The sequence below is a fragment of the Frankia sp. CeRuru1 genome, from assembly GCF_977966315.1.
Genome location: NZ_CDWWEW010000102.1, coordinates 1,759 through 14,953 on the forward strand (window position 1 = coordinate 1,759; position 13,195 = coordinate 14,953).

Consider the following 13,195-nt stretch of genomic DNA (forward strand, 5'->3'; position numbering starts at 1 on the left):
CGCGGCCCGCCTCAGCCGCGTCACCGCCGCCGCCAGCACCGCCGCTGTTGCCGCTCCAGCCGCCATGGGCACCCTCGACGCCACCGGCGCCAACGGCCGGCTCGCCCTTCTGGCCCCCGTCGTGCCCCTGATCGCCCTGGCCACCACCAGGCCCGCCGCCACCAGGCCCGCCGCCACCGAGCCGCGGCCTGCCGGGAGCGGCACCGCACGCCCGCTGGTGGCCGGGCGGGTCGCGCGGCGCTGGAGCGGTGTAGCGCTCGCCGTGGCCGTCGAGTTCTGCTTCACGATCTGGGGGGTCACCCGCCTGCATGACACCGGAGTGTCCACCGCCACGGCGGTGGTGCTCGGGATCTCCTTCCCCGCCGGGATGGCCATCGGCCGCCTCCTCGGACCCCTACTGCTTACCCGGCTACCCCTTGTCACGTTCGGTGGCGCCGTCACCGCCGCCAGCGCCCTGGCCATCGCCACGACCGATCACACCGCGGTTGTCACCGGCGCGCTCACCCTCGCCGGCCTGGGCGTCGCGACCCTGTACCCCGTCACCATCGCCGCCCTCGTCGCCACCCCCGACCTGGCACCACCACACGCCGCGTCCCTGGGCGCCCTCGCCTGTGGCGTCGCCATCCTTACCGCCCCCGCCGCCCTGGCCACCATCGCCACCGCCGTCGGCCTGCGCGCCGCCTTCCTCCTCACCGTGCCCCTGATCGCCGTCCTCGTCGCCCTACACCCACGAGCGGCACGCTCACCCGGTCCCGTCAGCAGCACATCTCGCCTGCGGGGCAGCGCCGGCAATACCACGCAGGATGAAGGCGATGAGCAGGTCGATGCTCTTGGCCTGCAGCAGTTGCACGTGCGCGACCATGACCTCGCGATCCGGGGCGAGCAGCGCGCGTAGCCGCGCGGCGATTGCCTGGTCCACCATCGACGCCTGGTCCAGATAGCCCCGGGCCTGCCCCGACATCTCCGCAGCGTGCTGATCGACCAGAATCCTGGAGAACCCGCTGACAGCCTGCAGCGGTGTCCGAAGGTCACGAGACACGCTGTAGGAGAAGGCCTCCAGCTCGTTGTTTGCCGCCCGTAGCTCGTCGTTGGCCGTTCGCAGCTCGGCGGCTGAGCGGGCGCGTTCGACCGCTACCCGGTCCAGCTGGTCCGCGAGGGTGTTGATCGACCTCCCCGCCTCCTGCGTCTCCTGCGGCCGCGCGGGAGTGACGCGGGTATTCAGCCGTCCCAGGGCCAACGACCGCACCGCGGCGGTGACGTTCTGCAGCGGGCAGACCAGGCATCGGGTCGTGATCACCGTGGTCCGGGTACCCACCGCCAGACCGATCGCCAGCAGGCCGCCGATCACCCTGATCGTCACGGCCAGGGTCCGGTTGAGCGCGTCGGTTTTGTCGTGACGCAGCTGGTCAAGGGTGATGCCGAGCGAGGCGTTCGTCGCCCGGAACGCGTCGAACAGATGCTTACCTGCCTCCGGGGGAGGGGCGACACCGGTGATCGCGGGGTGGGCGTAGTCGTCCAGCCACGACGAGGCGGCGGCCCGCTCGGCTGCCAGTTGGCCGCGTACCGTCGCATCCCCACCGACATCTCTTGCGATCCTCGCGAACGCCGTCGACGGTCTCGACCGATGACAGTCCGGGCCCAGATCTGTCTGGGCTGCTGCGGGTACGGGGTCCGGGTCACCGTCTACGCCAGGGTTCTCGGACGCCCGCAGAGGTTCATCTGGCATTGCCCGTGGTGCGCCGGCACCGGCCGCACCCTCTGCACCGCCGGTCAGCGTGGGTGCAGGGTTCGTTCCAGGCTGTCGAGAAGGGTGCGGGCGGTGAACGGCTTCTGGAGGTGGGCGACGCCGGGCGGCGAGCCGGCCACGGACTTCTCGGCGTCGGCGGCGTAGCCCGACATCAGCATGACCGGCAGCTCGGGGCGGGCCCGACGGAACTGTTCGATGAGCTGGTAGCCCGTCATGCCGGGCATGATCGCGTCGGTGAGCAGGGCGTCGATCCGCGTCGTCCCGGGACCGAACCGGTCGAGGGCCTCGGCCGGGGAACCCGCCTCGTGGACGTGGTAGCCGGACCGCACGAGGATGCGCGTGGTGACGGCGCGCACGGCCGCGTCGTCCTCGACGACGAGGATCGTCTTCCCCTGCCCGCGGGTGGCATCGTTCCGGGTGGCATCGTTCTGGGCGGCATCGTCCCGGGCGGCATCGACGGGAGCGGACCCGGTCCTCGCCGTGGCGGGCAGCAGGATCCGGATGGTCGTCCCCTTCCCGACCTCGGACTCGATGTCGACCTCGCCGCCGGCCGTCTTGACCGCCCCGTAGACGGTGGCGAGGCCGAGTCCCGTCCCCTCACCGGGTCCCTTGGTGGTGAAGAAGGGTTCGATGGCGCGACGGACCACCTCAGGGCTCATGCCGCACCCGGTGTCGGCGACCGCCAGGCACGCCCAGCCGCGCTTCGGGCGTTCTTCCGGCGACGGCCGCCCGTGCGCGGCCGGGCGGTCCGCGGGAGACGGGCCGCCGTCCCGGTCCAGGTTCGCCGTGCTGAGGGTGAGGCGGCCGCCGCCGGGCATGGCCGCACGGGAGTTGACGACCAGGTTCATCACCACCTGTTGGATCTTGCTCGGGTCGATCGTGACGGGGTGGAGATCGGGGTCGAGGAGGGTGACGATCTCGATGTCCTCGCCGATGGTGCGCCGCAGCAGGTTCCGCGTCCCCTCGACCACCGCGTTGAGGTCGAGGGTCTCCGGCTTTGACGACTCCTGCCGGCTGAAGGTGAGCAGTTGGCGGGTCAGTCCGGCGGCCTGGTCGGCGGCACGGCTGATCTCGTCCATGTCGGCCCGGCACGGGTCGTCGTCGGGAAGGGTGTCGAGGACGATCTCCGCATAGCCGGTGATCACGCCGAGCAGGTTGTTGAAGTCGTGCGCCACGCCGCCCGCGAGCCGGCCGAGGGACTCCAGCCGCTCGGTCTGATCCAGCTGGCGCCGCAGCCGCTCCCGTTCCTCGTCGGCATGGACCTGCTCGGTCACGTCACGCAGGATGCCCTGCACCGCTACGAGGTGGCCCTGGTCGTCGTGGACGCCGACCACGCGCTGCTCCGTCCAGACCTCGCCGCCCTCTCGCGGGTGCCACCGGACCCGCAGCGGTTCGGGGTTCGCCGTGCGCCACGAGCCCTCGATGGTGGGCCGGTCCGCCTCGTCGACCAGCGAGAACAGGGTGTCGGGGCGGCCGCACAGGTCCTCGGGCGGGTAGCCGATGATCATCTTGATCGCCGGGCTGACGTACTCGACCTCGGCCCGCGGGCACAGCCGGCAGCGGAAGAGGACGTCCGTCGCCTGCTCGGCGAGCAGCCGGAACCGCTCCTCGCTGCGCCGTAGGGCGGCCTCGGCCTGCCGTCGTCTCCGCCGGCCGTCGGCCTCCCGCAGTTCGCGCTGCACCGCGGGGACGAGTCGGCTCATGCGATCCTTGAGCAGGAAGTCGTGCGCGCCGGCCCGCATGAGGGCCGCCGCCGTCTCCTCGCCGACCTGGCCGGAGACGACGATGAACGGGATGTCGAGGCCGCTGGCGCGCAGCTGCGTCAGGGCCGCCTCGGCGCCGAACGCCGGCATGTGGTAGTCGCAGATCACCAGGTCCGGAGGCCGGGTACGGAGAACCGACGCGGCCGCCTCGGAGTCCTCCACCCGATCGTAGGTCACCTCGAAACCGCCGCGTTGCAGTCGTTCGATGACGAGCACGGCATCGTCGTCGCTGTCCTCGATCATGAGGACGTGAATACGTGGCATCATGCGCACCTGTCCCGCCGTCACCTGTCCCGCCGCCGCTCAGCCGGCCACCACCTACATAGCCGGCCGCCGCTCAGCCGACCGCCGCTTCACCCTTCCGCGGCGGGTGAGGCATCGGCATCGGCATCGCTTTGGGTGTTCTGGGCGCTCTGGGCGGACTGCCGGTTGAGCAGTAGCCAGTACATTCCCGCCGTCCGCACCGCCTCGGTGAACTGGTCGAAGTCGACCGGTTTGACGATGTAGCTGTTGACTCCGAGGTCGTAGCTGGCCACGATGTCCCGTTCCTCGTGGGAGGAGGTCAGCATCACCACCGGCACGGTCCGAAGTGTCGGGTCACCCTTCAGCCGTTGCAGGACCTCCAGGCCGTCGACCTTCGGCAGCTTGAGATCGAGCAGAACGACCTTCGGATCCCTGTCCGGCGACCGGTCGGCGTAGGGGCCGGTACGGAAGAGGAAGGCGAGCGCCTCGGCTCCGTCCCGGAGAACCTCGATCGAAGCCATGATATTCTTTGTGTGCAGTGCGTGCAGGGTAAGTTCGATATCGTCGGGATCATCCTCCACCAGTAGAATATTCGGTCTTTCGGTGTTCACGCCGATACCTCCTCGCTCAGAGTGAAGAAGAAGGTCGCGCCTTTCCCCTGCGCCGCCTCCGCCCAGATCCGCCCGCCATGGCGGGCGATGACGCGCTGGCACAGCGCGAGACCGACACCCGTTCCCTCGAACTGTTCCGAGCGGTGCAGCCGCTGGAACACCCCGAACAGCTTGTCCGCGTACCGCGGATCGAAACCGGCCCCGTTGTCGGCGACGTAGAAGACCACCCGCCCGTCCTCGTGGCGGCTGCCGATCTCGATGCGGGCGGGGTCACGGCCCCGGGTGAACTTGACCGCGTTCGACAGCAGGTTGGCGTAGACCACCTTGAGCAACGCCGGGTCGGCCATCTCACGGGGAAGATCCCCGACGGTGATCCGCACCGGGCGGCCGGCGCGGTCGCCCTCCTGCTCCGCCAGCACCGCGGACACGATCGTCGCCGGGTCCACCTCCCGCTTACTCATGGGCTGCCTGCCCAGGCGGGAGAAGGCGAGCAGGTCGTCGATCAACGCGCCCATCCGGTCGGAGCTGCGTTGCACCCGGCCGAGATAGCCGCGGGCCTGCTCGGGCATGTCCTCGGCGTACTCGTCCATCAGGATCCGGGAGAAACCGCTCATCGACCGCAGTGGCGCCCGCAGGTCGTGGGAGACGCTGTAGGTGAAACTGCCGAGCTCGTCGATGGCCTCGTGCATCCGCTTGTTGGCCTCGAGGAGGCGCGTGTTCGCCTCCGCCAACCGGGTGTTCGTCCCCGCCAACCGCTCGTTGGCCGCGGCCAGATTGGCGGAGACGCACAGTCGTTCGGCATCGGCATGATCCAGCCGCCGGCAGATCCCGACGGTGACCGCCAGCAGCATGACCACGGTATAGGAGACCACTGCGGCAACCCGGAACGCGACGCCGTAGAGCCCGAGCCGCCACAGCACCACCGCGATCGTCCCGACGACGACCGGGACGATGACCGTGGCCGGCAGCAACCGGCGGGCGACGCCCCCGCCGGCCCCGGCGCTGGCCAGGATCGCCAGCGGGGTATGACCCAACCGTGCCAGCATTGCCCCGACCGACAGCACCAGCGTGATGACCGCCGCCGGGACGGCGACCCTTGTGTAACCGGAGGTGAAATCGACCCCGTACAGATAGCTCAGCAGCACCGTGAGGGAGATGAACCCCGCGGCGCAGACCAGGACCTGGGCCACGTACCTTCCTTGCCACCGGCGGGTATCGAACAGCAGCAGGGCGAGCGACAACAGCGCCAGAATGGCCGCGCCGAAAGGCACGATCCGCCCCGGGTGAGACTGCGAGGTTGTGGCCTGGTCGGTGAAGAGAAGTTCGTCTATGCCGAAATTCCGATCCACGGCCGACTCGGCAAGGGACAGTCCGGAGATCGCCAGTGCGAGGGCGGCGGCCACCTGTCCCGCCGCCCGGACGGCGGCTCGCCGCCGGCCGAGCCGGCTCCACAGCGAGAACCCGAGCAGAAGGCCGCAGACGGCCCCGTTTGGTTTCATCGACGGCCAGCCGAGTCTGATGCTCGTGAGCGCGCGGTTGTCCAGGGCCCAGCCGAGCAGCACGACCGCGGCCATCACGATCGCGGACACGGCGGCCCAGGAGGCGACGGTCTCGAGCCGCGACGCGTGCGCACCGTCGCCGGCGGGCCAGACCGGTGTCCCACTGCCCGCACCCACCCGCACCGGCTCGGCCGGTCCGCGACCCTCTGGGCTCATGGCTCTCCTAGCGCCCGAACACGATCGAAAGATCCGCTCTGCGTGAGGGGACATGACCGTTGCGTGATACCCGCGATCGCCGCCCTCACGCCGTCTCCACCAGCGACCACCTCAGAGCCCCACGAGTGTCTCGGCGACGCCGGCCGGCGTCTCGGGAGCGATCACGAGTGCCTCAAGGCGCGCCGCGGAGGGCGGTCGGGTCCAGCAGGAAGAAGCATCGAGGACCGCGGCCCCAAGCAGCCGGTCCGCGTCCTCAGCGAGGAGGGCCCGCCACCTGGGCTGGGTGAGCAATCCGCGGAGCCACCCGCTGTCGAGGCGAGGGCGGGGCTGTGTGCTGAGTAGGTCGTGGCCGGTGGCAAGCAAGCCGGCCAGGCGATCGATGTCGCCGTCAGTCGCTGTCCGAAGAGAAGCAGACACCAGGGTTTCCTCCCGATCCTCACCTAAGCTCGTCAGCAGGTCGTCGATGTAGTACTCGCGGACGACTTCGGTGCGCGGGCGCACCCGGCATGTCCAGCACAATGCCCGCGCGGCTTGTCCGGACGACTGCGCCGCCCGGAACGGGCAAGGCTGCCTGGGTGAACATTGCAAACAGTTGTTCCTAACGAACCTGTTCCTCACGAACCACCCGGCGTAGCCACACTGCGAGCAGCTCGACAGCACCGACGGCGGCGGCCTGACCGGGCCCGCGCCGACGTCGTGTGGCGGGTGGGTGCAAGCGCCTGTCGCCGGCGTACAAGCCCTCGCCGTTTACCGTGCCTACACTTTGGGATCACACTCGATTCGACCGGTGAGGTTCGGCAGCACCGCCCACAGCCCCCTGGAGGCCAGCGATGTTGGTGCCTTTCGGTGCACGTGATTTCCTTGATCGAGCGGTCGCGGTGTACGGCAGGCGTGTCGGTGTCGTGGACGAACCGGACCAGCCCGCCCAGCCGTGGCCGGACCTGACCTACGCCCGCCTGGGTGAGACCGCCCGTGCGCAGGCGGCGGGCCTGGACGCCTTAGGCATGCGCCACGGTGAGCGCGTCGCGATCGTGTCGCACAACAGCGCCCGCCTGCTCGCGTCGTTCTTCGGTGTCAGCGGGTACGGCCGGGTGCTCGTCCCGGTGAACTTCCGTCTCTCGCCGGAGGAGGTCAGCTACATCGTCGAGCACTCCGGCTCCGATGTACTGCTCATCGACCCCGAGCTGGAGGAGAGGCTCTCCGGCGTGACCGCGAGGCAGAAGTTCGTGCTGGGGGCCGAGAGCGACGCCGAATTCTACCGCTTCGACACCGAGCCCACGCCGTGGGAGCCGGACGAGAACGCCACCGCCACGATCAACTACACTAGCGGCACGACCGCGCGGCCCAAGGGCGTGCAGATCACCCACCGCAACATCTGGGTCAACGCGGTCACCTTCGCGCTGCACGCCGGTGTCACCGACCGCGACGTCTACCTGCACACGCTGCCGATGTTCCACGCCAATGGCTGGGGCATGCCGTTCGGCATGACCGGTCTCGGCGTCCAGCAGGTGGTGCTGCGCAAGATCGACGGCCCGGAGATCCTGCGCCGCGTGGAGCAGCACGGCGTCACCGTGATGTGCGCCGCGCCGGCTGTGGTCAACGCCGTGCTCGACGCCGTCCGGGACTGGGACGGCGAGGTCCCTGGCCGCGACCGCGTGCGGGTCATCTGCGCGGGTGCTCCGCCGCCCACCAAAACGATCCAACGGGTCGAGGAGGAGCTCGGCTGGGAGTTCATCCAGATCTACGGCCTCACCGAAACCTCGCCGCTGCTCACGATCAACCGTTCCCGCGTGGAGTGGGACGACCTGCCGCCCGAGGATCGCGCGGGCAAGCTCGTCCGTGCGGGTGCGCCCGCTCTGGGCGTCACGCTCAAGCTCTCGGACTCCGGTGAGGTGCTAGCCCGCTCCAACGTGGTCCTGGCGGGCTACTGGGAGCGGCCGGAGGAGTCGGCCAGGGCCCTGGTGGGCGGCTGGTTCCACACCGGTGACGGCGGCGTGATCGACGACGAGGGCCACCTGACGATCAGTGACCGCAAGAAGGACGTGATCATTACCGGCGGTGAGAACGTCTCGTCGATCGAGGTCGAGGACTGCCTGTTCAGCCACCCGGCGGTGGCCGAGGTCGCGGTGATCGGCGTGCCCGACGAGAAGTGGGGTGAGACGATCAAGGCGCTGGTCGTGCTCGCCGAGGGCCGGACGGCGACCGAGACGGAGCTGATCAAGCACTGCAAGGAGCGGCTCGCCGGCTACAAGGCACCCACCTCGGTGGAGTTCCGCGACCAGCTTGCCCGCACCGCCACCGGCAAGCTGCAGAAGTTCAAGCTGCGCGCCCCGTACTGGGAGGGCCACGAGCGCCAGGTCAACTGATCCGACCGGAAGCGAACCCGGCCATGGGACGAGGGCGGACGGCGCCCGAGGCACCGTGCCGACGGATCCGGTACCTTACCTGTACCTTACATAAGGTGACGAATGTGGCGCACATGGTGAGCGCGAATCGGATGCCCGGCGTGGGGGGCTGTGATAAAACCTAGATGCACAATCCAAGATTATCGGATGGGCTAATATCGGGCTACCGGGCGATTCCTGTGATCGGGCGGTAGCGACCTGTGGAGACCCTTGGTAGGGGGTGCGGGGGCCGCGCTGACGGATGACGAAGCCTCGGTTCCGCGTCGATGTCCCTGTCCGCTGGGTGTTCGTCCGTTCATCGAGATCCGGCCTGTGAGAGATGTGGGGTAGTCATGTCGCTGCGTTCGCGCCGGTCGTGTCTGGCCGTTCCCGGCTCGTCGCCGAAGATGCTGGGCAAGGCCCAGGGGTTGCCGGCCGATCAGGTGTTCTGTGACCTGGAGGACTCGGTGGCTCCCGGCGCGAAGGAGTCAGCGCGGGCGAACGTGGTCGCGGCGTTGAACGAGGGCGCCTGGGCGGGGAAGACCCGGGTGGTGCGGGTCAACGACCTGACCACGCGCTGGACCTACCGCGACGTGATCGAGGTGGTGGAGGGCGCGGGGGCGAACCTGGACTGCGTGATGCTGCCGAAGGTGCAGTCGGCGGAGCAGGTGGCGTGGCTGGACCTGCTGCTCACCCAGATCGAGAAGGTCATGGGGCTCGAGGTGGGCCGGATCGGGATCGAGGCGCAGATCGAGAATGCGCTGGGGCTGTCGAACGTCAAGGAGATCGCGTTCGCGAGCCCGCGGATCGAGACGATCATCTTCGGCCCGGCGGATTTCATGGCGTCGGTGAACATGCCGTCGCTGGTGGTGGGGGCGCTCAGTCCGGACTATCCGGGTGACCCATTTCACTATGTGCTGTTCAAGATTCTCGAGGCCGCGCGCGCCCGCGGGGTGCAGGCGATCGACGGGCCGTTTCTGCAGATCCGTGATGTGGACGGGTTCCGGGCGGTGGCGGGCAGGTCCGCGGCGCTCGGGTTCGACGGCAAGTGGGTGCTGCACCCGGGCCAGATTGAGGCGGCCAACGAGATCTACGCGCCCCGGCAGGCCGACTACGACCATGCCGAGCTGATCCTGGAGGCCTATGCCTGGCACACCTCGGCCGCGGGCGGTCTGACCGGTGCGGTGATGCTCGGCGACGAGATGATCGACGAGGCGAGCCGGAAGATGGCCGAGGTCGTCGCGGGCAAGGGCCGCGCCGCGGGGATGCAGCGTACGGTGAAGTTCGAACCACCGGTCGGCTGAATCCGCCCGAGTCGGGGCGGATCGGCGCGCCCGGCGCGTGGCGCGTGGCGCGTGGCGCGTGGCGCGTGGCGCGTGGCGCGTGGCCATGATGAAACCATCCCGCTGCCTGAGTGCGTTTCTGCTCTCCCCTCAGGCATCGGGGGCAGCGACGGGAGCGGAACATGGGCAGGATCGCGCAGACCGACGGTCTGACCGATGTGCAGCGGGACATCCTTGCGGCGGTACGGACCTTCGTCGACAAGGAGATTCTTCCCCATGCGAACGACCTCGAGCATCGGGATGAGTATCCCGAGGACATCATCGAGGCGATGAAGGAGATGGGCCTGTTCGGCATCACCATCCCGGAGGAGTACGGCGGGCTCGGCGAGTCCCTGCTGACCTACGCGCTCGTCGTGGAGGAGATCGCCCGCGGCTGGATGAGTGTCTCCGGGGTCATCAACACCCACTTCATCGTCGCCTACCTGATCCTCCAGCACGGCTCGGAGGAGCAGAAACGGCGGCTGCTCCCGGTCATGGCCACCGGCGAGCTCCGCGGGGCGTTCTCGATGAGCGAACCGGGCTGCGGTTCCGACGTTTCCGCGATCACCACCCGGGCCGACCGGGACGGCGACGACTACGTGCTCAACGGCCAGAAGATGTGGCTGACGAACGGCGCCCGCGCCGGCGTCGTCGCCACCCTGGTCAAGACCGACGAGGGTGCCCAGTCGGTCTACCGGAACATGACGACGTTTCTCCTGGAGAAGGAACCCGGGTTCCGGACACACGGCGGGATCACCATCCCGGGAAAGCTGGAGAAACTCGGGTACAAGGGGGTCGAGACCACCGAGATGGTGCTGGCCGACCATCGGGTGCCCGCGTCGGCGATCCTCGGCGGCGAGGACGGCCGGGGCCAGGGTTTCTACCAGATGATGGACGGCGTGGAGGTCGGCCGGGTCAACGTCGCCGCGCGGGCCTGCGGGATTATGATCCGGGCGTTTGAGCTGGGCATCGCCTACGCTCAGCAGCGGCGGACGTTTGGTCGGCCTATCGCGGAGCATCAGGCCATCGCGTTCAAGCTCGCCGAGATGGCGACCAAGGTGGAGGCCGGGCATCTGATGATGGTCAGCGCCGCCCGCAGGAAGGACGACGGGCAGCGCAACGACGTCGAGGCAGGGATGGCCAAGTACCTTGCCAGCGAGTACTGCCACGAGGTGACGACCGAGGCTTTCCGGATCCACGGCGGCTACGGCTACTCCAAGGAGTACGAGATCGAGCGCCTGTACCGGGAGGCCCCCTTCATGCTCATCGGAGAGGGGACCTCCGAGGTACAGAAGCGCATCATCAGCCGGGCACTGCTGAAGGAGTACCAGCTTCCGGGCTGAGGGGCTGGTGCGTCCCTGACGAGTTGAGTGTGCCGCGATCAGGCGAGGGAGTTCCAGATGCAGTTTGGGCGTTACTTCGAGGAGTTCGAGGTCGGTGCGGTTTACAAGCACTGGCCGGGCAAGACGGTCACCGAGTACGACGACCATCTCTTCTGCCTGCTCACGATGAACCATCATCCGCTGCACCTGGACTCCCATTTCGCCGAGGAGACCACCCAGTTCAAACGGAACGTCGTCGTCGGGAACTACGTTTACTCCCTGCTGCTGGGAATGTCGGTGGCCGACGTGTCCGGGAAGGCGATCGCCAACCTGGAGGTCGAGTCGCTACGGCACGTGAAGCCGGTGTTCCACGGTGACACGATCTACGGCGAGTCCACCGTCCTCGACAAGGTCGAGTCGAAGAGCAAGGACGACCGCGGGATCGTCACCGTCGAAACCCGCGGTTACAACCAGGACGGCGTCCTCGTCTGCATCTACCGCCGCAAGGTCATGGTGCCCAAGCGGGCCTACGGCGAGGCGCGCGGCGGCGAGCAGCCTGGCCGGCCGGAACCCCGGACGGAAGGCTGAGATGGCGGGCGCGGGCCGAGCGGAGACAAAGCGGGACCGTCCGTGGATCATCCGCACCTATGCCGGGCATTCGAGCCCGGCCGAGAGTAACGCGCTGTATCGGCGCAATCTGGCCAAGGGGCAGACCGGGCTGTCGGTGGCGTTCGATCTGCCCACGCAGACGGGCTACGACCCGGATCACGCCCTTGCCCGTGGCGAGGTGGGCAGGGTAGGGGTGCCGATCGCGCATCTCGGTGACATGCGGCGGTTGTTCGACGGGATTCCGCTGGCGCGGATGAACACGTCGATGACGATCAACGCCACCGCGATGTGGCTGCTGGCATTGTACCAGGTGGTCGCGGAGGAGCAGGGGGCCGATCCGGCGGAGCTGGCTGGGACGACCCAGAACGACATCATCAAGGAGTATCTGTCGCGGGGGACCTATGTCTTCCCGCCGGGCCCGTCGCTGCGCCTGATCACCGACCTGATCGCCTACACGGTGGCCGAGCTGCCCCGCTGGAACCCGATCAACATCTGCAGTTATCACCTGCAGGAGGCCGGGGCCACGCCGGTTCAGGAACTGGCCTATTCGATGTGCACGGCGATCGCGGTGCTCGATGCCGTGGCCGCCGCGCGGGGGATCCCGGTAGGCCGGGCGGAGGCGGGCCGGGCGGAGGCGGGCCGCGGGGAGCTGGAGCGGGCGGACGCGGAGTGGATGGGTGAGGTGTGTGGTCGGATCTCCTTCTTCGTCAACGCCGGGGAGCGTTTCGTGGAGGAGATGTGCAAGATGCGGGCGTTCACGGTGTTGTGGGATGAGTTGCTGACCTCCCGGTACGGGGTTCGGGAGCCGGCGCAGCGCCGGTTCCGGTACGGGGTGCAGGTCAACTCGCTGGGGCTGACCGAGGCCCAGCCGGAAAACAACATCATCCGGATTGTGCTGGAGGCGCTGGGGGTGACGCTGTCGAAGCACGCGCGGTGTCGGGCGTTGCAGCTGCCGGCCTGGAACGAGGCGCTGGGCCTGCCCCGGCCGTGGGATCAGCAGTGGTCGCTGCGCATTCAGCAGATCCTCGCTCATGAGACCGATCTGTTGGAGTATGACGATCTGTTCGCCGGTTCGGTCGTGGTAGAGAAGCGGGTCGGTCAGCTCGTGGCCGCGGCCAGGGCGGAGATCGACCGGGTTCAGGAGATGGGGGGCGCCGTCGCCGCGGTCGAGAGCGGCTATATGAAGTCGCAGCTGGTGACGTCCCAGGCGGCGCGGCGGGCTCGCATCGAGAGCGGTGAGGACGTTGTCGTCGGGGTGAACCGGTTCACCGAGACCGAGCCGAATCCGCTGCTCGTCGATCTTTCCGCCGCGATCCAGACGGTCGATCCGGCGCTGGAGGAGGCGACCCGCGCGGAGCTGGCGGCCTGGCGGGCCGGCCGCGACGACCGGGCGGTGACGGAGGCGCTGCTCGGCCTGCGGGCGGCGGCCGGGACGGACGCGAACCTGGTTCCCGCCACGCTGGCCTGCGCCCGGGCCGG

At 68.9% G+C, this 13,195-nt stretch carries 10 protein-coding genes; 5 read left to right on the plus strand and 5 right to left on the minus strand.

Annotated features, from left to right (window positions below; translation table 11 throughout):
• Positions 1–742 precede the first annotated feature (742 nt).
• From AC08OP_RS10025 to AC08OP_RS10045, 5 genes are all read right to left on the minus strand, one after another.
• Complete coding sequence (locus AC08OP_RS10025; RefSeq protein ID WP_476613942.1) at positions 743–1,726, minus strand: HAMP domain-containing protein; 984 nt, start codon at positions 1,724–1,726, stop codon at positions 743–745.
• Positions 1,727–1,770: 44 nt separating this feature from the next.
• On the minus strand, positions 1,771–3,774 hold the full coding sequence (locus tag AC08OP_RS10030; RefSeq protein ID WP_476613943.1) for a response regulator: 2,004 nt from the start codon (positions 3,772–3,774) through the stop codon (positions 1,771–1,773).
• A gap of 89 nt (positions 3,775–3,863) precedes the next feature.
• Positions 3,864–4,364, minus strand: coding sequence for a response regulator (locus AC08OP_RS10035; protein ID WP_476613944.1), 501 nt, complete (start codon positions 4,362–4,364; stop codon positions 3,864–3,866).
• A complete protein-coding gene (locus AC08OP_RS10040) occupies positions 4,361–6,079 on the minus strand; it encodes a sensor histidine kinase (protein WP_476613945.1) in 1,719 nt (572 codons plus the stop codon). The genes AC08OP_RS10035 and AC08OP_RS10040 overlap by 4 nt, the downstream gene beginning before the upstream one ends.
• 111 nt (positions 6,080–6,190) lie before the next feature.
• The gene (locus AC08OP_RS10045; RefSeq protein ID WP_476613946.1) at positions 6,191–6,580 is read right to left on the minus strand and encodes a hypothetical protein; all 390 of its coding nucleotides are present in this window, start codon (positions 6,578–6,580) and stop codon (positions 6,191–6,193) included.
• 329 nt (positions 6,581–6,909) lie between these two features.
• On the opposite strand from AC08OP_RS10045, the gene AC08OP_RS10050 reads away from it, so the two are divergent.
• The 5 genes from AC08OP_RS10050 to AC08OP_RS10070 form a co-directional block, all read left to right on the plus strand.
• Complete coding sequence (locus AC08OP_RS10050; RefSeq protein WP_476613947.1) at positions 6,910–8,445, plus strand: AMP-binding protein; 1,536 nt, start codon at positions 6,910–6,912, stop codon at positions 8,443–8,445.
• A gap of 371 nt (positions 8,446–8,816) precedes the next feature.
• Positions 8,817–9,767, plus strand: coding sequence for an HpcH/HpaI aldolase/citrate lyase family protein (locus AC08OP_RS10055; protein WP_462188323.1), 951 nt, complete (start codon positions 8,817–8,819; stop codon positions 9,765–9,767).
• A gap of 161 nt (positions 9,768–9,928) precedes the next feature.
• On the plus strand, positions 9,929–11,128 hold the full coding sequence (locus AC08OP_RS10060) for an acyl-CoA dehydrogenase family protein (protein ID WP_476594094.1): 1,200 nt from the start codon (positions 9,929–9,931) through the stop codon (positions 11,126–11,128).
• A 57-nt stretch (positions 11,129–11,185) separates the two neighbouring features.
• Positions 11,186–11,695, plus strand: coding sequence for a MaoC family dehydratase (locus tag AC08OP_RS10065; RefSeq protein ID WP_011436585.1), 510 nt, complete (start codon positions 11,186–11,188; stop codon positions 11,693–11,695).
• Between the two features lies 1 nt (position 11,696).
• The coding region (locus AC08OP_RS10070; RefSeq protein ID WP_476613948.1) for a methylmalonyl-CoA mutase family protein at positions 11,697–13,195 on the plus strand (1,499 nt) is incomplete at its 3' end.